The sequence below is a fragment of the Paenibacillus sp. FSL R5-0766 genome, from assembly GCF_037971845.1.
Classification (GTDB): Bacteria; Bacillota; Bacilli; order Paenibacillales; family Paenibacillaceae; genus Paenibacillus.
The window spans coordinates 1,395,180-1,416,163 of sequence record NZ_CP150227.1; the positions used below are offsets into that span (position 1 = coordinate 1,395,180).

Consider the following 20,984-nt stretch of genomic DNA (forward strand, 5'->3'; position numbering starts at 1 on the left):
GATGAAGATGAAATCGCTATCACCCTATGTTCTTGCCAAACGTAACTTGGCGATGACCATTTTATTCATGGCAGTCATGACTTTCCTGGCTATTTATGTTGCATCTACATCTGTGTACTTTGCTATTGGATTTTTTGTAGTTGTTCAATCGATTGGTGTGCTGATGTTGAGACATTACGTCAAAAAAGTCAGAGAACTAAAGGAAGAACAGTCTACTTGAACGCATTGCGATCCCATTGTATTGAGAGACTGAGGTTCTAAAGGTTTATACTAAAAAGCCGAACTCCTTCAGATTTGAAGAGTTCGGCTTTTCTGTGTCTTATAATTTATTTTAGTTATAGCAGAGCTTATTTACCCGCCAGTTTAACGATTATCAATCGTCTCCGGATACATATCATGATTCATCATGCGGTGCTCAGCCATTTGCTCATACTTCGTTCCTGGCTTACCATAGTTCGTGTAAGGGTCAATGGAAATGCCGCCGCGCGGTGTGAATTTGCCCCATACTTCGATGTAGCGCGGGTCCATCAGCTTGATCAGATCGTTCATGATGATGTTCACACAGTCCTCGTGGAAATCACCATGGTTACGGAAGCTGAACAGGTACAGCTTGAGCGATTTGCTCTCCACCATTTTGATATCCGGAATGTAGCTGATATAGATCGTTGCAAAGTCCGGCTGACCCGTAATCGGGCACAGGCTGGTGAACTCCGGGCAGTTGAATTTCACAAAATAATCGCGGTACGGATGTTTGTTATCAAAGCTCTCCAGGATGCCCGGATCATATTCAAATGTATATTTTACGTTCTGGTTGCCCAGCAACGTCACATCTTGCATTTCATCAGGTTGTCTCATCGGTTATTAAACGCTCCTTGTTTCCGTCGAAGCCCAAAGCCTCGCGGTATATAATAAATAGGCAATTTTGCCTGTATAACTCTCTTCATTGTCTAAGGACCTTTCGCCCTCATCCTTACATCACGCCGCCCATTCCACCCATACTGCCCATCACACACCGCGTTTGTTGCCCCATACCAGCGTATGAAGCTGTGGAAGCACACGAACATCATTCAGGTCATCGGAGGCGCTGACTTGGTCAATCAGCCACTCATAACGAGCAAGCAGGGAGGACGCCAGATCTGGCGTGTCGGCGGAAGTCACATCCGGGTTCCCGGTTTGTAAAAATAAATCCGTGCCCGGATACCGCGCATGCACACGGCGGGCATAGTCCAGGTCTGTCTCATCGAAGATCACGATCTTCAGACTATAGCTTCGTTCTACCGGGCCAGCGGCCAACCGTTCGATCAGATCATCCAGCACGGCCCAATCGGTGTCCATGCCGGAGCTGGGTGGCTTGGGCGAGACGGTGACTTCGTCAATGTCCGCCAGCCAAGGCTGCCAGCGGGAGCCCTGCGTCTCCACCGCGGTGCGGATACCGTTCTCCCGCAGCAAGGCAACCAATCCGCCCAGCGAAGCGAGCAGGGCGGGATTGCCGCCAGAGATGGTGACATGGGAGAAACGGGTGCCGCCAACGCGGCGCAATTCTTCCCATACATCCTCTGGCGTAATCATCCGAATCTGGTCCTTGCCACTGCCGTCCCAGGTAAAGGCCGAGTCGCACCAGGAGCAGCGATAATCGCAGCCCGCGGTGCGAACAAACATCGTTTTTTGCCCGATGACCATGCCTTCGCCTTGAACCGTCGGACCAAAAATCTCCATCACGGGAATACGAGCTTCTTTGCGAGATCCCGTCTCATTCACCGTATGCTTCTGCTGTGTCACACTACTCATCGATCATCCACTCCCGTCTCGCTTCCGCGTAACTGGTGGGTGTCTCGAAGAGTCGGACAAACTCCGTCCGCCCACCATCGGTCAGCCCGGCATAGGGCTCCGTCTGGAGCGCATGTTCCATCTGTTCAAACAGCCAAACGACCATATTTTCAGCCGTTGTATTCATTAAAGGAAGTGTCTCGTTAAGGTACTGATGATCCAGATATCCCTCAATTTGAGTTTTCCATATATCTTTGATATGTCCAAAATCAACTGTCAGCCCGGTTTCACCCGGATAACCGCTGATACCAAAAATAACTTTATACGTATGACCGTGCAAGTTCTTGCATTTGCCTTCATAACAATGCAGGTGATGTGCTGCGTCAAAGGTGAATTCTTTGCTTACAAGCACACGTTTGCGGTGATAGCGCAGCTGGGTGGGTAGAATATCTTCTCCGATGCGTTGCAGATGCTCTACAATACGGAATGTTCCTGGCTCTCTCATCGTACATCCACTCCCGCCGATTCAGCAGCAGTACGTTGCTGTACATAGCGATCCAGTCCAGCTTTGCGCAGTTTGCATGCGGGGCAATCTCCGCATCCATCGCCAATCACGCCGTTATAACAGGTCAGGGTACGCTCGCGTACATAATCAAAGGCACCGAGATCGTCCGCCATCTTCCACGTTTGGGCTTTGTCCAGCCACATGAGCGGGGTGTGAATGACAAATGGATAGTCCATGGACAGATTAAGTGTCACATTCATTGATTTCACAAATGAATCCCGGCAATCCGGGTATCCGCTGAAATCCGTCTCGCATACACCTGTAACCAGGTGACGTGCTCCTTTTTGCTTTGCCATGATGGCCGCAAAACTGAGGAACAGCAAATTTCGTCCATCTACAAATGTACTTGGCAGTTCGCCTTCTTCATGCGTAATCTCGACATCCGTGCGAGTGAGCGCATTGGGGGCAAGCTGATTTAACAGGCTCATATCGAGTACCGTTTGCTGTACACCCAGATCACGAGCGATTTCCGCTGCGCATTCAATCTCCAGCTTGTGGCGCTGACCGTAATCGAACGTAACAACCTCGACTTCGGCAAACTGTTGTTTGGCCCAGAACAGACACGTGGTACTATCCTGACCTCCGCTGAATACAACGACTGCTTTTTCTTCGTTCAACATAAAAAAACCTCTCTATCTTCTTGAGATCAAACCATGCACATAGGCACAGAGTGTCGGAAGAACAGAGAAGTTCATGAACTGGCATCCATCAAAAAACACACCTTCTCTATATCTGCTTCAAAAAAAGCAGGCAAGAGTAAGTGTCCTTAGTTTTTTACGTACATAATTGCATGGTGACCGCAACGTGTACGCAAGACTTATACTGACCATCACATGGTCAAGTCTTATAGAGGGAGTTCGCGAACCTCTCCCACGCCCTAGGGCATGGATTTTCTTCTTCAATTGTCTGAACCATTATAACATGAAACGGTGTGGTGACCACCCCACTGGAGCATAGTGGCAGCTAATCGGTCGGCTCCATCAACTAAAAGCTTATTTGATCAGTTTATTTGATCAATACATTGCCGAAAGGGATCACTTCTTTCAGGATTCGTTTGAACAGTCCCTCATCGTTAAGATCCTGTTCCAAGCGGTGATTCTCACGTCCAGCCTGAAAGAGTACAGATCCATGCCCGGTCATCTTCCAATGATAATTCATATGCTGACTGGCAAGGTTGTTACCATATACGGTGAGTTCCAGATGTGCATTTTCGGGATAGGCAATAATGCTGCCAGCATCCACATAGAGTGGAGCTGTTGGGTGAAGTTCCTGTTGGCAGACCTGGCCTTGAGTGAGCAATCCGATTTTGCCTTTGCCGGAAAATTTCATTTTCACTGCATCACGGGTGATCAGCATATTTTTGATTTTCTGAATTTTGGTATGCATGGTTACACCATCAGAGTAGAAGAACAGGTGGCGGAAGTCATAGAGCAGATCACTGTCCTCCGTGAGCTCCACTTCCTTCATGGTGAATCCGGGAGGCAGGGCAGCCACAAATTGGCAAGGTCCGGTGATTTCGGATTTAATCAGCTTTTTTTTGCGATATATGCCCGTGATATTCATGAATTTATCATTGCGATTCCCACTTGGACCGCGAAAGGCCACAATCTGCTGCGGATGCAAAATATGAAGGCGGTCATCTTTAATCAGTGAAAATGTGACGACTTGTCCTGCTCCGCCTGCTTCAGCATTGTTCAGGTGTATGTTCATGCAGTTGCTCCTGTTCTTTTATACTCGGCCTGAACGGCGACGCATTCCCCAGCGCATCACACGAATCAGAACAAAGTAACCCAATATGAGAGAAACGACAGTGATGATCATCGTCTGAATTCGTTTGGTAGTAGCTGCTTTGGCATTCTGGTCGTCCTGTAATTTACTTACCATTTCAGTGAGTTTCTGGTTCTGAGCCAGTAGTTTTTCGTTCTGGGTCTTAAATGCTTCGACATTGGCCTGGGCTTGTCCCAACTGAGCAGATGTTTGATTTAATTGCTCCATCGTTTGCTTATAACTTTCCTGCAGAGCGTTCACTTCTCCGGGCAATTCGGAGACTCGCTCCCATCCGCTATATATATCCGTGAAAATATTGGCACTGGCTGCACTTACTGTCGAAGCGATCGAAACGGTAAATAGAATGCATGTGGTGAATAACACCCGAATGAAATAACCCTGAATGGATTTTGGCATCGTTAACACCTCTTTCTTCGGTTAGATAGATCAATCGCCGAATTCGTCGTCTATTGTTGAAATACGGCTCTTACATTATACGTCAAAACCGGGACGATGGGTTCAAGATGATATCGTTTTATTACCCGAAATATTTAAAATGATTTAGGAACAGGGCTGTTTAGCTTACAAATCTGTGGGGTAATAGAACGATAGGCAAGCACACCGGACCGTTTTACAGATCTTTTACTTCAGTTCCGGGTGCATGCTATTCACAAATGCGCAATTTAATGAACGATGCCAATATATCCGATTGAATATAAGATCGTGAACATGAAGGAGTAGAAAGATATGTATACAACAGATCAGAACACATCAACCAAAACAATCATGATCACTGTTAATGGAGAGCCAGTAGGACGTAAGCTGGTCATTGATAGTGTCACTTATGCTCCGGTAACCGAAGCAGATAGCACACAATATTTACACAAAATGGGAATCGATCATCCTACTGTTTAATTTGGGACTTGTCATAGATAAGTGATTGAAAAGCTTGGCATAGCGCCAGGCTTTTTCGTCGTTTATTGTCGTATTGAGACGGATTTAAGGAGATAGAACTAATATATTGGAAAAATTTAATGAGAACATGTGTTCCGTGACAATATAGTGTCCATTCACCCTGATAACTTAGAAGATAATACATATAAATCGGGGGAGAGACTACCAGTGAACTCAGTCTTTGAAGTATCTTATTCGTGGAATAAAGAGGCCATACCGACAGGGGGAGCCGACCCCGTATATATGATGGTAGAGTGGCGTAACGGTGCCCCTGCCAAAAGACTTAGGAAAATAGCACCCAAAATTGTATCAAGAGATTTGGAACTTTTGCTCAAACCGGAATATGGAGTACAGCTAAAAGGTATCTATGGATGTCGTTCCAAAGAAACGGATATTGGCTGGGTACTGAGGCTTGGCGATATATACAAGGGGGAAAGCAAGCAAATTTTGCTTGAATTCGTCATGGGACCCCGTGCATCAGGAAAAGCTGCCGTATGTTCAGCCTATTGGAGCACAAGGAAGTTGAAACAAAGTCAACGCGTATTGTTACGAAGAGAACAGTTGTATATTCAGTACACCAGTCATCTAGGCATGCTGAGACAGCCTGAAGATCCCAAGGTGGAAAAGACGATCAAATTAAGTGAAACGGTGCCCTTGATCAAACAAGCCCTGCGCGCTTACGAAAGAGGACGGGTTCAAGAGGGAAACAATATGTTGCGTCGTCATGCAGATGCATTGTTAATTGAAGCTGCACGGAAACAGGATCTGGACTATTACGCGGAAGCCGAGATCGTCGAAAAGCTGCGTTATCACTACGAGATCACATTTACAACAGGATATCATGATCGTGAAAAAAAGATACTAGGGGAATAGGGTTGATTTCAAATGGTAACGGTTAGAGTGAGTCTACATATTTGAAGGTGAAGTTTAGGAGAAGGTCGAATGTATGTATCAATATCATATTAAACAATGGATGGAGTTGTATCAAATTTATTGAAACAACATCGTGGAGGGTCCGGCAAAATGACAGACCGACTGATCCGATTAATGCGCATTATAACGCTGGTACAGGCCAAGCCGGGTATTCTGGCACGTGAGCTTGCCGAGCGATGCGAGACGACGGAAAGGACGATATACCGCGACATGGAGGCCCTCAGTGCAATGCATATCCCGATCGCCAATATGGGACACGGGCAAGGGTACATGTTTATCAGCCAGTTTGCTATGTATCCGCTAAATTGGTCTGATGAAGAAGCCCAAGCTTTCATGCATCTTGCTGAAGTTATGGAGAATATTCGTCCTTTGCTAAAACCTGCTTTTGAGAGCGCCTATGAGAAAGTGGTTGCTGCGAGTCAGAAAAACAAAACAGAACGAGTGGAATGGTCGGAGCATATTAGTAGCTTGTTTAAACTGGGGTTGCCTGCATGGCAAAATGAGAGAAATGATCCACAGAATCAATCTCTAATTCCCCTGCTTCAGGCTGGCATTTCACAGAACACCATTGAAGGGGAATATCTGTCTCAAGGTAAAAAAGGGATCGTACGCATAGATCCTTACTGTCTTATCCCTCGCGAGTACAGATTTGAGCTGTTAGCATATTGTCACCTGTCGGAGAAACTTCGAATCTTTCAGGTAAGTCGGCTGCAGAGGATACGAATATTGCCACGCACGTTTCGCAAAGAGGATCATCTCATACAATCGCATTTCCGCATTCCTTGGGCATACGAGGGAAGTACGGAGTGGACAGCGTTCAAAATTCGATTTGCCCCCCATGCTGTGGAGCGTGTGATGCAGGAGCAATTTTTTATGCGACCGATCCTAACCATTGAACCGGAAGGTAGCCTGTTATTTGAAGCCATATTAAGTGATGTTGACGAATTTCTCGTATGGATTTCTAAATATGGACCTGATGCGGAAATCCTCGAACCGGAGATCTGCCGCATCAAGATGAAAGAACGTCTGAATGATTGGCAACAAATGTACAATAAAAGTTGAGATTAGAATGCCATCCATTCTAAGGCAAAACACGATTAAGTACTGTGCTTTGGACAGTTATTCTTTGGTTTTGAAAAGGCTTGCCAGATTGCCAAATGGAGATTCTTTCTCTTCATCTTCTGTGGAGCTGGAATAGACAACCTTGGATGTAATGCCCTCATCATCGGCTGCACAGTTGTTTTCCAGAGTGAATCGGTCAAATTGATGCATAAATACCTTTGCTGTATTGATGGCATCATCCAAGGCACGGTGCTGGGTACCATCAAATTCGATTCCGCAGATTTCAAGAGCCTGAGCGAGTCCGAGTTGACGGAATTTGCCTTCTTTGCGGACGGTGCGGGACCATTGTTGCTGGAGATCGTTATGATTGGTGATCCAGGCCACATCAAGTTGATGGGTACGACAATGAGAGATCAGTTTGCTGCGGTCATCGGGTCCCCAGGAACACATGTAATAGGGGTCACTTCCCATCCAGGCAATGAATTGATTCAGTGCTGCCGGGAAAAGGGGGGCTGCATCAATATCTTTCTGCGTGATACCTGTAAATTGAATCGTGTCAGTGGACAGCACGGACTTGTTGGAAGGACGAACATACGTATGGAACGTATCCGTTACGACCAATCCATCGGCACTTTCCGTAACTTTGACGGCACCGATATCAATAATTTCAGAAGAATAGCGAGTATTGCGGCTTACCGTGAATTCAAGATCATATATGATATATGGCATAGGACAAGCTCCTTTATCGATTAATACCTGTGATAGATTTCTATTTCTCTATATTACAGGGAACGTGCTGCCATGTCAGCCATCGCTAGAGAATTCATTGTACTTTATGTTAACGTGGTATGGTTGACAATTACTTGTAAATGAACTAATGTGGTCAAAAATGAGAACAGCGTTATAACGAGGACATGATTGTGCAAGCCAGCTTCAACAGAGAGGGAACAGTGTGGTGCAAGGTTCCTGTAGCTGCTTCATAAATTCCTACCTCGCGAGCTGCGGAAGAGAATGCCCAGACAGGGTTGCAACCTCCGCCGGCAGGGCCCGTTATGCCCCGTAGGACTGCATGCTACAGATCGCATAGGTTGCGAACGGATTAATTTGCAGTTAAATAAGGGTGGTACCACGACACATTCGTCCCTTGACGGATGTGTCTTTTTGCTGTTTATGCGCCGTATTTAATAACAAAAAGGAAGATTAGGAGTGTGTTATGATGCGTCAAAGTGAAATGCTTGTCCCAACATTACGTGAAGCGCCAGCGGAGGCGGATGCAGCGGGACATCGCTGGTTACTGCGTTCCGGTATGATTCGCCAACTTGCTGCGGGAATTTACAGTTACCTGCCCCTTGGACGGCGTATATTGTTAAATGTTGAACGGATCGTTCGTGAAGAGATGGATCGTGCTGGATGTCAGGAAGTGTTGCTGCCGATTATGCAGCCTGCGGAGTTGTGGGAAGAATCCGGAAGATACACACAGTATGGTCCCGAATTGATGCGTCTGAAGGATCGTCATGCACGGGAATTTGCTCTTGGACCAACACATGAGGAAGTCGTAACCGCTTTAGCGCGGGACGAGGTGAGTTCGTATCGTAAGCTGCCATTCACCCTGTACCAGATCGGAACCAAGTTCCGGGATGAGCGCCGTCCTCGATTTGGATTGCTGCGTGGACGTGAGTTCATCATGAAGGATGCGTACTCTTTTGCTTCGGACTGGGAAGAGCTTGATCGTACTTATCAGGCGATGAACAAGGCGTATAGCCGCATTCTGGAGCGTTGTGGTCTGGACTATATCCGTGTTGAGGCGGACGCGGGAACGATTGGCGGTCAAGGTGAAACACACGAGTTCATGGCTCTTGCTGATGTGGGTGAGGACACAATTGTAACCTGCAAACATTGTGGATATGCTGCGAATCTGGAGAAAGCGGGTTATCAGACTTCTGGAGATATGGAGAAAAAAGAAGGAAGCTTGGAAGTTCCAGCCGACTCTGCGAGTGCAGACTCCGCGCTTCAAACGGATGAACATTCAGGAGCGGAAAACGTAGTACGTATCTCGACTCCTGACGTTCGTACGATCGCAGAGTTAAGTTCCTTTGTGGGCGAAGGTGCTGAGAATATGATCAAAACGCTGCTTTATGTGGCAGATGGTCAGCTCGTCGCTGCGCTTGTGCGTGGAGATCATGAACTGAATGACATCGCATTGAAACAGGTGCTTGGGGCAGAGGAACTGATCCTTGCAGACGATGCAGCCATTGCGGCACATCCAAATCTGAAGGTAGGATTCCTGGGTCCGATTGGACTAAATCTGCCGATGGTGGTGGACGCTGACGTGGCAGTGATGAAGAGTGCAATTACAGGAGTCAATGAAGTGGATGTGCATGTTTCCGGCGTACGCCCAGGGGTTGATTTTGCATTGGAGCGAGTAGAACGAATCCGCTTTGCTGCGGAAGGGGATGCTTGTCCAACATGTGGATCGCCACTTGTGTTTACCAAAGGCATCGAGGTTGGCCATATTTTCAAATTGGGAACGAAATATAGTGATGCCATGGGCGCTTCATTCCTGGATCGTAATGGTCGTCAGTGTGCGCCCGTCATGGGATGTTACGGCATTGGCGTATCCCGCCTGATGGCCGCTATAGCTGAACAATATGCAGGAGATGATGGCATAAAATGGCCTGCTGCTGTTGCGCCTTATGATGTGCATCTGATTACAGTAAGTTGGAAGGATGAGCAGCAACGCCAGCTTACCCTTGAACTGGAACAACAATTGATCGATGGCGGTTACTCTGTACTGGTTGATGACCGGGATGAACGTCCAGGTGTGAAATTCAAGGATGCAGAGTTGATCGGATTGCCTGTGCAGATCGTTATTGGCCGAGGAGCAGCAGAAGGACAGGTCGAACTGGGATCACACGCACTTGCAGCATCAGGCGAGTCGAAACGAATCGGGATGACGGCACAGGAGGCTGTGCTTTATGTGAAAGAACAGCTCACTTCCTAGATAAGTTGAACTAATCATATACACAGAAACGGAGAGGACAGAAAAAACTGAAAAAGCGAAGCGTTCGCCTAAAAGCTTTCTGAAAGAAAGCTGCATCGGAAGCATACGCTATCTCCGGATTTTTCCCTTCAGCAAAGGGAATCAAAAAAATCTGGGGATAACAGCGATTGGAAGGTTATTCTGTCATCGGAGTGTCCGTGTGGACATATCTTTAGTTCAACTTATATAGATCAAGGGGATTCGTTAATTATATGAGTTCATATAATAGTACCGAATATGATGCGGTAGATGATTTTGATTGCTGAAATTCCAATGTGAGCATGAAAAAGAGGGCTATAGGCATGCAATTTGGCAGGATTTTATGAGTGATATCATACGAAATAACTATATTTGGATCTATGTATTTAGTATGCAAATGATTTTATGATTAAGGATTTGAAGATGATCATACTCAGGCGGATCTATGTGCAAGTATGCAATTTTGAGAAGATAGAGATGTCGGAATTAAATGTACAATAACCGCATGAACACGGTCATTCCGGAGAGTTTTTATATAGTTCGGTGTCGAAGTTACATGATAAAGTTGGTCCGTAAAGGCTGCGCTGGGATTTATTTTTGCCTCAGAGGATTGTCAGGATCAGCAGGATATGTCCACAGGAAATGTTGAAGTATCTGATGTGGATGGATGTTTAAGAACGGAGATACAAAAGGGTGTCCCCTTAACCAGTAATCTGGCTTGGGGGACACCCTTTTGGTATGACAAGATAGATTCATTATGTTGTTGCGCCATATAAGCGATCATGCCTATATGCACTTTGCTTTGCTGAGCTTAAGAAGCGGCAGGCAATTTCAATTGTTGACCTGGATAAATCCAGTGTGGATTTTTGATATTATTCAGCTTCTGCAATGCCTGCCAAGTTGTGCCGTATTGTTTGGAGATAGAGTACAGGGAATCTCCGGATTTCACAACATGCAGTTTGGCTGGAGCTGGTTTGCTTGGTGTTGGTTTAGACGGTTTTTCCGGTTTTGGTGTTTCTGGTTTTGGCTTGGTTGGAGCTGGTGTTTCTGTTACCGGAGTTTCCGGCTCTACTGCTGGTTTTTTCGCTTCACTGATTCGACCATCTGTTTTGATGTCTACAGCGCCAAGCTTCTGCATGTAATTGATCAATGCTTCATCCAATGCGCCGTACATACCTGTTGTAGCATATTTGGTGAACATGGTGTACTCGTCACCGCCAACAGCTGTGAAATCATTGGTTGCCAGCGTGTATGTTGCTTCCGGATCAAGGGCTTTATCTCCCACGGTTACGGAATGTACACGGCTACCTTCTGCAGCGGAAGTGTCGATTTTGAACTTGATTCCAGATACTTGCGGGAATCCACCGCTTGGTTCCGGGTAGGAAGCTACACCAACTTCAAGGGCTGCCAGAATATCAGACCCTTTCACCTCAAGGGTTACCACTTGATTACCAAAAGGAAGCACTGTGATAACATCACCTTTGGTTACGATACCCTTTTCAATGGAAGCACGGATACCACCGCCGTTAGTCAGGGCAATATCGGCATTGCTTACATCACGAATTGCATCTGCAAGCAGGTCACCCAGGTTGGTTTCACCTGCACGTACCTGTTCACGTTTACCATCCAGCAGAATGGCTGTATTGGCTACTTCTTCTTTCAAAATAGGCTCTTGTTCTTTTTGAATGGAGTTCACGAGAGCCGCGACTTTCTCATTCGGTTTGATGTCTTTTGCTTCAGTTTCATCAATCAAAGTTGCTTGTTTCTTCGTTACTTTACCACCGTCTACCCACAGGTCTATGACACCTACGTAGTTAGTGTATTCTCCTGCACTTGCGATCAATGTTCCGTTATCGGATACAAGACCGTCCTGCAGTATTGTGTGGCTGTGACCATCAATGAATACATCGATGCCAGGCACTTCTTTAACTACTTTTAAACTAGTATCCGTGCTGGAAGCGTCTTGTCCAAGGTGTCCCAATACCACAACAACATCTACTTTGCTGCGGATCTCGTTTACCAAAACTTTAGCTTCCGCAGATGGGTCTGTAATATCAAGACCTTCTACATTTTTCGGATTCGTTTTGTACATCGTTTCAGGTGTGGACAGGGCAATGATTCCAACCTTTACACCATCAATTTCTTCAATCAGGTAAGGATCGAAGAGACGAGTTCCGTCTTTTTTCTTCACGTTGGCACTAATCATTGGGAAGTTCATCATGTCTGCCAGTTCGATCAAGCGATCCGAACCATAGTTGAATTCGTGGTTACCCGGTACGATGGCTTGGTAGCCCATTTCATTCATCAGTTTCACGATACTCTCACCGTTCACGAGAGTGGCAAACGTTGTACCATGTACAGCATCTCCAGCATCAAGCAAGAGTGTGTTCGGGTTTTCGCTGCGATATTTGTCAGCGATTCCAGCTACCTTGGCAAAACCCATAGCAGGTGAAGATTCAACTGCACGGGCATGCGTATCATTCGTATGTAGAATGGTAATGTGTGTGCCTTTGCCCGGAGTGGTGTCCGTAGCAGCCGCGGCAATACCTGCACTGCCAAACAGCAAACAGACCGTTAGCAGAAGTGAAACGTAATTCTTCCAGATTTTCATATGAATCCGAAACCTCCCCAAATAATAATCTACTTGAGCGTTTACACAGCTCACGTAGTATTTTAACAGACTATTTTTAGGAAATCTCGCGAATTACGTAAAAATAAGTAACCTGAAAGTGACATGTAAATCTTCTAATGGTTAATAGAGATAAAATAATCCTCTTTAAGAACATATGTTCTTAAAGGGTGTAAAAAAAATGCTGCGCTTCACGCGGCAGTCCGGTACGTAAACAAAATTTCTCCAATGATTCATCCGGTTCAGGCATCACTCCGGAGGTTAGCAATTGAATGGCAAAACGATTGGCCTGTCTTTCCAGCTTGCCTGGAGCAAAATAGGAGTGTTCCTCCAGGAAGAACCGATTAATCCCTTTATGAAGCCGGTCGTGTCCAAGCTCATGGGCGCACACGAACCGTTGCCATTCCGGCGGCAAGTCATTGTGTATGACGATAAACCTGCGCCGGAGCTTGCGAAAGTACAGTCCCTTGGTGGACTTCCCCAAATTGGCGAAACGGATCTGTATTCCAACCGAGCGGGCAATGCTGAAAGGGCAGTTGGTCCGGTGTTTTCGAATCAGTTTTGTTACAATGTCATCCATATGATCTCACCTGCTGCTTCATTAAATTCAGTGGGTCATGCCTCATGGGCGATTGTCCGATTCGTCTGTCTTTTTGCGTTTGTTCATCTGTTTGGCTTCCCAGAACAGACCTGTCAGCACATCCTTGATTCGTTTCTTGTCCTCTTCATCGAGTGGAATGCCGTCAAACATCAGATCATCATCGTCTTCCAGCATCTTTTTGAAATCACGACGGTCTTTGTATGTAGCCCATTCCGGCACATTCTGAAGTTCAGTGGAACTCCCTGGTTCAATATATCCGGCATGCTTCATCATCTCTGTATAGGGAACCGAGAGTGCATCTGAAATCTTGCGGATGGTCGCAGGTTTGGGCACACCCCGCACCCCGTTCTCAATACGTGAAATCTGTGAGTTGCTTATTCCGGCTGCTTCGGCGAGCTGATTGATGCTGTATCCCTGTTGCTCGCGCAGTTGTTTCATATAAGGACCAAAAGCGTGCTCCACAATTATGCCAACTCCTTCGATTCGTACAAGTGCTTGAGTTAATATTAAGAAGAAAGTTGAATGCGACAACTCCTAAACCCTCTGCGGGTGCGCCGTTCCGGATTCGGATCGATCTTTTGATCGCTGTTATCCCCGGATTTCCTGTTTCCCTTTCCTAAAGGGTGAAATCCGTTGATAAAGGCGAACGCTTCGCTTCTTCAGAATCGATTCCGTCTCCTTCACTACGTATGCGCTTGATATGTACCTTAGCGGCATTAAGGAGAAGGGGAACTTCTTAATATTAAAAATCAAATGACTTATACGGAAGTTCATTAATTAAACAGTACTATAACGTATATATACCATTAGGTAAAGGGATATGAAACAATTATGCCAAAAGGCATAGGAAATGAGAGCGAAGGTTTTATTTTATCGTCAAAACGAACCAAAATGGAGGTTTACTCTGATCTCCAGAAAGTGGTATCCTCAAATAGAAATACGAACACTATACGAACAAAATGTAAAATTGATACAGGTTAGAGTTTGGGGAAGCACATTCCGAACAATGGAATTCCGCGAAATATAGCGGTTTGGATTGATTCCAAAAGGCAACAGGGAAAATTGAAGAAATGTCGTTACTTTTTTAGAAAACTGAACAACTCTATGAATAATACCTTTTTGCTATCGTCCAAAGAACGATAGCAAAACAATATCATGTGAACGATAGAGTGACTTAATTGATTAATGAGAAGAAGTGCGGGAGATGAGATGGTTGCATGTTTAACTATATAGTTGAACGGAAACGTAGAGGATAGAAATAACCTGAAGAAGCGGAGTTGAAAGTTTTCTGAAAGAAAGCTGCATCGGAAGCTTGTTCTATCATCAGAGTGAATATGCGTAGCTACTAGACTTTCATTCTATAGCGAATACTGAAGGAGGAAGATAAATATGGAATTGATGCTGCCCGAATTGGACCGACGCAAAACGCAAACAGCTGTTGAAGCTGCGCTGGAAAAATACCGAATTTATAAAACCATTGCATTTGAAGAACGAGAGGTTATGGTGACGGCAAGTTATGCCGAGCGTTTCCACGGTGCAACCAATGTGACGGGGGATTCCACGGCGAGAACGGCGATCTACAATGTGGACGTGCAGCGCGCGCGTCAGGCATATTGCGATACGATCGATTTTATTGTGTCCCGGCTGAGTGAGAAGGAGCGTGTACTCGTCTGTGAGCGATATCTGAAGGACGATGATGTGTTTGACTATAAAGTGTATAACCATGTGTTTGATCCGCCTGTCAGCAAGGATACGTATACGAAGATTCGTACGCGTGCTTTCTACAAAATGGCGCTGGCTCTGTCAGATCGTGGTCTGATTAATATGGAGCCTTTGTCTGTGTCACGGAAAGAGCGTCAGAAGCTGGGGTGAGTGAGGGATAGAAGAAGTTGATCCTTTAATATCCAGAGTGGATTGGTTACAATAGTTGAACAAACCACAGTTGGCATTAGCCAAAGGAGAGAAATCTGCCATGTCAGAAGAAGTCGGAATGCAGGAAATGGTCACGCTCAAGACAATCGCAGAAACGCTCAATACGTCCAATGATCTGAACCTTATGCTGGATACCGTGGTCGGCAAATTGCTGGAGTTGACCGGACTAACGGCAGGCTGGATGTTTCTGATTAATGAACGTGGAGACTATACCTGTGTTTCGGATTACAATCTGCCCCCGGCATTAGTACGTAAAGATAAAGAGCCCATGCGAACGGGCACCTGCTGGTGTGTGAACCGCTTCAAGGACGTTCGTCTGAATCATGCGGTCAACATCATTAACTGTAAACGGTTGGAGGATGCGGTGGAGTTCCAATGGGGAGACACCCATGATATTACCCACCATGCGACCGTTCCGCTGCGGTCAGGGGACAAGATGCTCGGCCTGCTCAATGTGGCTGCGCCAGCCAAGGAACATTTCAGCGACAGTGAACTGGCACTGTTACAGGGCGTGGCGTACCAGATTGGTAGTGCGATGGATCGGATGAGATTGTATCTTGCGGAGCAGCGAAGAGCTGATCTGTATGCCAAACTGGGGGAGTTCAGCACGGCCTTGGGTCTTGCAGTGAACGAATGCAGCAATTCGGATGCTTTTTCTTTAAAAGTTGTACAGCTGCTTGGGCAGCATTATGACTGGCCTTTTGCCGCAATCTTTCAGCAGAAAAGCGGAATGTTCGTTTTGCAGGCAGCCTATGCAAATGATACGGTTCGAACGTTATCAAGTACTCCGTTATCTTCCGAAGTGACGAGCCACATTAACCATGTAATCAATAGTCATCGTGTAACATCTCTGTCTGGGACACAGGTCGCTGAGATATTTACCTTGTGCAAACCTGACCAGGTTATGAATTCCATTGCCTCTGGAATTGCTGCTCCCCTTCCGTACCATACGCCAGGGGAAACGGGAATTCTGGTAATCGGAATAGGAACATCAGGTCCTGCGCAGGCAGACCGTGAAGTGCTGGAGGCATTGGCCGAACATATTGCGGCCTCATGGGAGAGTCTGAAGCTGGCGGAGAATCGCCGCGAACTTGCACGAATGGAAGAGAGAAACCGGTTGGCTCGCGATCTGCATGATTCGGTTAATCAGATTTTATTTTCACTATCGTTAACGGCTAAAGGCGCGGAAAGTATGTTATCCAGCTCGGAACAGTTGCACCCGGCAGCGGAAGCGATGAAGGATATTCGGGCTTTGTCTCAGGAGGCTCTCAAGGAAATGCGCGCATTGATTATGCAGCTCCGTCCCGCGGGACTGGAAGCAGGGCTGCTCCATGCGCTACAGGAATATGGCACCAGCCAGGGGCTTCAAGTGGTGATGAATCGGACGGGAATGCGGTCTTTACCACGTAATATAGAAGAAGCATTGTGGCGAATCGGACAGGAAGCGCTGAATAATGTACGGAAACACGCGGATGTTCCTTCTGCTGAGGTCACCCTCAAGTTAAGTGATCATGAAGTGATGTTCACCGTCACAGATCAGGGAAAAGGTGGTGCGAAGAGTCCAAAAGCGTCGTCTGGAAGCTCCCTTGGCCTGTCCATTATGAAGGAACGGGCTCAATCGCTCGGTGGCAGCTTAGAAATAGTGAGCTCTTCCCGCAAGGGAACAACAGTAACGGCAGTCATTCCACTTCCGTTCGAATCTGTATAAAGTCAGGGGGAAGAAGAGATGCCGATTACGATTTTGCTCGCAGATGATCATGCGATGGTGAGACGGGGGTTGCACGTTTTTTTGACCACACAGCAAGACATGGAGGTTGTTGGTGAAGCATCGAACGGGCAGGAAGCACTGGCGCAGGCGGAAGCGTTAAAACCTGACGTGGTATTAATGGATCTGCATATGCCGGTCATGGACGGAATTGAAACAGCAAGACGATTGCGAGCATTAATGCCAGAAACGCGAATTATTGTACTCACCTCGTTTTCGGATCAGGATCATGTCGTTCCTGCTGTACGTGCAGGGGTGAAGGGGTATCTACTCAAGGATATTGAACCGGAGGATCTGGCTGTGGCCATTCGCAATGTGCATGCAGGTCAGGTAGAATTGCATCCCGCCGCAGCAGGTCAATTGATGCATGTGATGGCTTCATCCGATTGGTCTATAAATGAACAGCAACCACAGCATATACCGACAGATCGGTCAGTAGATAGTCAACTCCAAGAGCTGAAGCAGGTTGGAAAATCAAATGAAACATCCCTTGGTGGTCCGGATATGCTCACTCGCCGTGAACAAGAGGTATTGGGGCTGATTGCTCAAGGACTGAGCAACAAGGAAATTGCGGTTCAATTGGTCATCACCGAAAAAACGGTCAAAACCCATGTCAGTCATCTGCTCGACAAACTGGGGCTGGCGGATCGGACACAAGCGGCTCTTCATGCCGTAAGAAATGGCTGGGTCGTCTGACCAATTCCGACATATGTTCATACTTAAGTCGTATAAACTCAACCTAAAGGTTGAGTTTTTTGGTATTTCAAGTTAAGTCTATCTGCTGACGATTTGGATGCAAAAGAAAGGTAAGATAAGAGTAGAAATAACAGATCGGTTGAAACATGAGAGTTTAAATTATTAAAAAACCAAGGAGAGTGACTTTATGAATATCGTTATTTTGGCAGGCAGTAATCGGAACAATGCAACCAGTACACGTCTGGGAGAGTATGCTGTGGAGATTATTCGAGGTCAGGGACATCAGGCCAGCCTGTTTGATCTGTATCAGACACCACTTCCATTCTATGCACCAGATGAAAAACAAGCGGATCATGAACATCTGGCAGATCTGAATACACGTATGCTCGCGGCTGATGCGATCATCCTGTCTACACCAGAGTATCATGGCAGTATAAGTGGTGTGCTCAAAAATGCACTGGATCACCTGAGTCAGGCTCATTTCAGCGGCAAGCCCGTCCTGTCCATCAGCTCCTCTGGCGGGACGGTGGGGGTAAGCTCGCTTTTACAACTGCAAGCGATTGTTCGCAATCTGCATGGCATCAATGCCCAAGAGTGGATATCCATTGGGGGTGCGCAGCGCAGACGATTCGAAGCGACATTTGACGGATACGAGGAGTACGAAGGCAGTCAGGATATAGAGGACCGGGTGCAGCGGGTTATTGGATCGTTTTTAAATCTGGCCCAGACGTTAACGAATGCGCGGAATTCTACCATGAGTTGAGAACCCAGGAAGATGAAAAATCGGAAAAGGAAAAGAGGTTGAGCATTATGATTACAGGCATATTTGAAACACATTTAAACGTGACGGATCTGGAGAGATCCCATCATTTCTATGAAACGGTCCTGGGTTTACCTCATGCCTACGGGCAGAAAGAACGTGGGAACTCCTTCTACTGGATTGGTGGAAAAGGCAATGCCATGCTGGGATTGTGGCAAAAGGAACCTTCCGAGGTGAAACGTCAGCACTTTGCTTTTCATGTATCTCTGGAGGATATGAAACATGCGGTGGCTCACTTGGAGAACAAAGGGATCAAGACACAGAACTTCCTGAATGATGATATCGGTGAACTGTACGTCTTCGGCTGGATGCCTGCGGTATCTGTATATTTTAACGATCCGGATGGTCATATGCTTGAATTCATCGCCATGCTCCCGGATGAAGCGAAGCCTGAACTTGGCATGGTGCCGTGGAGTCAGTGGGAGGAGATGCAGGAGAAGACCGTATGATGATTGAAGAATTACAGTTATATACAACACGGCTGGAGGACCTCAAGCATTTTTATCGTGATACGTTGGGAATGGAGGTGTCCAATGCGACAGATCAGACCTTCAACCTGCAGGTTGGAAGGACAAAGATGATTTTCAAACAGGGTGAAACAGATCATGAGTCTTTTTATCATGTGGCCTGGTTGATTCCAACGAATCGGTTCAAGGAAGCGAAGCAGTGGGCTGCATCACGTGTTGTTTTAAGCAGGGAAGGACATCGGGATGAGACGTACTCTGCTAATTGGGACTCTCATTCTCTCTATTTCGAAGATCCGGCAGGCAATATTATCGAGCTGATTGCTCATCATCGTATGCAGAACGAGAGTGACCATGACTTCTCGACTCAAGATATATTACAGGTGTGTGAGGTTGGACTGGTGGCGGATGATGTTCTGTCTACGGTGAATGAGCTTCAGCGGATTGGACTCACGCGCTGGGGTGAGGTTAGTGATACCTTTGCTCCTGTAGGAGATGTACATGGTTTATTTATTGTGGTGAAGAAGGATCGGACGTGGTTTTTCTCCAAGCAAAAAGCAGAGATCTATCCGCTGGAAGTATCCATCCGTGGCGTGGGCAAGCTTCGAATTGGCTAAACTTTGCATTCCGGGGCAAAACGGGCATATGTGGAGCATTTCCATCATGTTATAGAAGTAAACGCTTTATTTATTAATTAGGATATATAAGTTGAACTAAATTTACACGATAACGGAGAGGACAGAAAAAAACGAAAAAGCGAAGCTAAAAGCTTTCTGAAAGAAAGCTACTTCGTAAGCATAATCACACATTTATCACCGGATTTTTTCTTAGGAAAGGGAATCAAAAAAAATCTGGGGATAACAGTGATTGGAAGGTTGTTCTGTCATCGTAGTGTCAGTGTAAATAATCTTAGTTCAACTTATATAGTTTCTCTGATGGACTTACATATGATGAAGGGTGGTGGCAGGCTTGGATCGACGTTTGTTGGAAGAGGGACTAGCGATTATCGTTTCCAGTCGGGAACGTACAGGAGATCTGTGGCACGCCCATTATGGGGCGGGTGCGATTGCGGCATATTTTTGGTTACGGGAAAATCGTCTCACTGCCCTTGCCGCCGGCAGTGTTACGGCCGAAGCAAAAGCCATGCTTCGCCAGCATGGAATCAGCCGTGGTCAGACCTCTCCGATTGGTGAGATGATGCCCAGGGAAGATGCCGAAGCGCGTATTACGGACGCATTGGATCGAACGATTGGAGAACTGCACTGGGTTGGACACCAGGCCATCTACGGGGCAATCAGTCTGAAAGCCATTCGCGAACTGGATGGATGGGGCACTGCGGAGGATATTAGTCGGCTGGTTGAACTGATCGATTCATTCGATCGAACCATCCCGGGAAGATCCTGGATGAACACAACGATGAAAGAAATTCGCAGTCTCAAGCCGGAAAAAAGCGATGGTTTCCCCGAGATCGAAGATCCAGTTCAGTTGTCACGCCTGATTCTGGATGAGCTTGGGGCGTTTCAGACTATCTATCACGCGGAAGCGCATCATGATCTAATCGGTCATATGCTCACCTATGGACATGCGCTTAACATATTATATGAATTGGGTTATCCGGCATTATTCCACAAAGGCATTCCGCCTTTCCTTACCATGGTGAAGGCACTACGCTTAAGCCGAGATGTGGATATTGAACAGGAGATGCCAACATTGCAATCACCCGTAGACCTGCTGCCACTGGAACGAGCGGAACGATCAGTGGCGCTCCCTCATGAACTGGAATATTGGCTCACCGACAGACGTTCCCGTGACTGGAACGGAGGTCATGTATTCAAATTCCCGTTCAGTTTCTATCATCATGCGAAGAACGGGGAACCTATACCGGAAACGTGGGAGAACTTTCGTTATATCATCGCGTGAGATTAAACATACATTTCAGAAGGGGTGTCCGTCATGACGGACACCCCTTGTAGGCATTATTCTGGTCTACCGAATTATGGGCATCCTGAA

General features: G+C 46.5%; 22 protein-coding genes. 12 read left to right on the forward strand and 10 right to left on the reverse strand.

What is annotated here, in order from left to right:
• The first annotated feature begins 7 nt into the window (after positions 1 to 7).
• Positions 8 to 220 carry a hypothetical protein gene (locus MKY66_RS06140; RefSeq protein ID WP_076209553.1) on the forward strand — a complete coding sequence of 71 codons (213 nt, stop codon included), beginning with the start codon at positions 8 to 10 and terminating at the stop codon, positions 218 to 220.
• A gap of 143 nt (positions 221 to 363) precedes the next feature.
• Here MKY66_RS06140 and queF read toward each other — a convergent pair whose 3' ends face one another.
• The 6 genes from queF to MKY66_RS06170 all read right to left on the reverse strand — a co-directional run bounded on the left by queF (position 364) and on the right by MKY66_RS06170 (position 4,516).
• On the reverse strand, positions 364 to 855 hold the full coding sequence (queF, locus tag MKY66_RS06145) for a preQ(1) synthase (protein WP_076209554.1): 492 nt from the start codon (positions 853 to 855) through the stop codon (positions 364 to 366).
• A gap of 150 nt (positions 856 to 1,005) precedes the next feature.
• The gene (gene queE, locus MKY66_RS06150) at positions 1,006 to 1,716 is read right to left on the reverse strand and encodes a 7-carboxy-7-deazaguanine synthase QueE (RefSeq protein WP_256704166.1); all 711 of its coding nucleotides are present in this window, start codon (positions 1,714 to 1,716) and stop codon (positions 1,006 to 1,008) included.
• A gap of 64 nt (positions 1,717 to 1,780) precedes the next feature.
• Positions 1,781 to 2,272 carry a 6-carboxytetrahydropterin synthase QueD gene (queD, locus tag MKY66_RS06155; RefSeq protein WP_036611465.1) on the reverse strand — a complete coding sequence of 164 codons (492 nt, stop codon included), beginning with the start codon at positions 2,270 to 2,272 and terminating at the stop codon, positions 1,781 to 1,783.
• Positions 2,269 to 2,949, reverse strand: coding sequence for a 7-cyano-7-deazaguanine synthase QueC (gene queC, locus MKY66_RS06160; protein WP_076209865.1), 681 nt, complete (start codon positions 2,947 to 2,949; stop codon positions 2,269 to 2,271). The genes queD and queC overlap by 4 nt, the downstream gene beginning before the upstream one ends.
• A gap of 388 nt (positions 2,950 to 3,337) precedes the next feature.
• The gene (locus MKY66_RS06165) at positions 3,338 to 4,042 is read right to left on the reverse strand and encodes an AIM24 family protein (RefSeq protein ID WP_076209556.1); all 705 of its coding nucleotides are present in this window, start codon (positions 4,040 to 4,042) and stop codon (positions 3,338 to 3,340) included.
• 18 nt (positions 4,043 to 4,060) lie between these two features.
• The gene (locus tag MKY66_RS06170; RefSeq protein ID WP_076209557.1) at positions 4,061 to 4,516 is read right to left on the reverse strand and encodes a hypothetical protein; all 456 of its coding nucleotides are present in this window, start codon (positions 4,514 to 4,516) and stop codon (positions 4,061 to 4,063) included.
• Between the two features lie 330 nt (positions 4,517 to 4,846).
• Between MKY66_RS06170 and MKY66_RS06175 the strand changes: the two genes are divergently transcribed.
• From MKY66_RS06175 to MKY66_RS06185, 3 genes are all read left to right on the forward strand, one after another.
• Entirely contained in the window at positions 4,847 to 5,014 is a 168-nt protein-coding gene (locus MKY66_RS06175; protein WP_179088496.1) for a hypothetical protein, read from the forward strand.
• 207 nt (positions 5,015 to 5,221) lie between these two features.
• Positions 5,222 to 5,926, forward strand: a complete 705-nt coding sequence (locus MKY66_RS06180; protein WP_076209558.1) for a hypothetical protein — start codon at positions 5,222 to 5,224, stop codon at positions 5,924 to 5,926.
• 150 nt (positions 5,927 to 6,076) lie between these two features.
• Positions 6,077 to 7,048, forward strand: coding sequence for a WYL domain-containing protein (locus MKY66_RS06185; protein ID WP_076209866.1), 972 nt, complete (start codon positions 6,077 to 6,079; stop codon positions 7,046 to 7,048).
• Between the two features lie 57 nt (positions 7,049 to 7,105).
• Here MKY66_RS06185 and MKY66_RS06190 read toward each other — a convergent pair whose 3' ends face one another.
• On the reverse strand, positions 7,106 to 7,777 hold the full coding sequence (locus MKY66_RS06190; RefSeq protein WP_017690193.1) for a 3'-5' exonuclease: 672 nt from the start codon (positions 7,775 to 7,777) through the stop codon (positions 7,106 to 7,108).
• 484 nt (positions 7,778 to 8,261) lie between these two features.
• On the opposite strand from MKY66_RS06190, the gene MKY66_RS06195 reads away from it, so the two are divergent.
• Positions 8,262 to 10,049 carry a proline--tRNA ligase gene (locus tag MKY66_RS06195; RefSeq protein ID WP_305956041.1) on the forward strand — a complete coding sequence of 596 codons (1,788 nt, stop codon included), beginning with the start codon at positions 8,262 to 8,264 and terminating at the stop codon, positions 10,047 to 10,049.
• 829 nt (positions 10,050 to 10,878) lie between these two features.
• Here MKY66_RS06195 and MKY66_RS06200 read toward each other — a convergent pair.
• From MKY66_RS06200 to MKY66_RS06210, 3 genes are all read right to left on the reverse strand, one after another.
• Positions 10,879 to 12,678 (reverse strand): 5'-nucleotidase C-terminal domain-containing protein, encoded by a 1,800-nt coding sequence (locus tag MKY66_RS06200; protein WP_076209560.1) that lies wholly within the window; start codon positions 12,676 to 12,678, stop codon positions 10,879 to 10,881.
• Between the two features lie 181 nt (positions 12,679 to 12,859).
• Complete coding sequence (locus MKY66_RS06205; RefSeq protein WP_076209561.1) at positions 12,860 to 13,276, reverse strand: ImmA/IrrE family metallo-endopeptidase; 417 nt, start codon at positions 13,274 to 13,276, stop codon at positions 12,860 to 12,862.
• Positions 13,277 to 13,318: 42 nt separating this feature from the next.
• Positions 13,319 to 13,762, reverse strand: coding sequence for a helix-turn-helix domain-containing protein (locus MKY66_RS06210; protein ID WP_076209867.1), 444 nt, complete (start codon positions 13,760 to 13,762; stop codon positions 13,319 to 13,321).
• Between the two features lie 924 nt (positions 13,763 to 14,686).
• Here MKY66_RS06210 and MKY66_RS06215 point away from each other — a divergent pair.
• The 7 genes from MKY66_RS06215 to MKY66_RS06245 all read left to right on the forward strand — a co-directional run bounded on the left by MKY66_RS06215 (position 14,687) and on the right by MKY66_RS06245 (position 20,894).
• Entirely contained in the window at positions 14,687 to 15,169 is a 483-nt protein-coding gene (locus tag MKY66_RS06215) for an ArpU family phage packaging/lysis transcriptional regulator (RefSeq protein WP_076209562.1), read from the forward strand.
• A 70-nt stretch (positions 15,170 to 15,239) separates the two neighbouring features.
• On the forward strand, positions 15,240 to 16,937 hold the full coding sequence (locus MKY66_RS06220) for a GAF domain-containing sensor histidine kinase (protein WP_339807042.1): 1,698 nt from the start codon (positions 15,240 to 15,242) through the stop codon (positions 16,935 to 16,937).
• Positions 16,938 to 16,955: 18 nt separating this feature from the next.
• On the forward strand, positions 16,956 to 17,690 hold the full coding sequence (locus tag MKY66_RS06225) for a response regulator transcription factor (RefSeq protein WP_076209564.1): 735 nt from the start codon (positions 16,956 to 16,958) through the stop codon (positions 17,688 to 17,690).
• Positions 17,691 to 17,877: 187 nt separating this feature from the next.
• Positions 17,878 to 18,453, forward strand: coding sequence for an NAD(P)H-dependent oxidoreductase (locus MKY66_RS06230; RefSeq protein ID WP_076209565.1), 576 nt, complete (start codon positions 17,878 to 17,880; stop codon positions 18,451 to 18,453).
• A gap of 47 nt (positions 18,454 to 18,500) precedes the next feature.
• Entirely contained in the window at positions 18,501 to 18,959 is a 459-nt protein-coding gene (locus MKY66_RS06235; protein WP_036611437.1) for a VOC family protein, read from the forward strand.
• On the forward strand, positions 18,956 to 19,591 hold the full coding sequence (locus tag MKY66_RS06240; protein WP_076209566.1) for a VOC family protein: 636 nt from the start codon (positions 18,956 to 18,958) through the stop codon (positions 19,589 to 19,591). The genes MKY66_RS06235 and MKY66_RS06240 overlap by 4 nt, the downstream gene beginning before the upstream one ends.
• A 352-nt stretch (positions 19,592 to 19,943) precedes the next feature.
• Complete coding sequence (locus tag MKY66_RS06245) at positions 19,944 to 20,894, forward strand: hypothetical protein (protein ID WP_143760275.1); 951 nt, start codon at positions 19,944 to 19,946, stop codon at positions 20,892 to 20,894.
• Positions 20,895 to 20,984 lie beyond the last annotated feature (90 nt).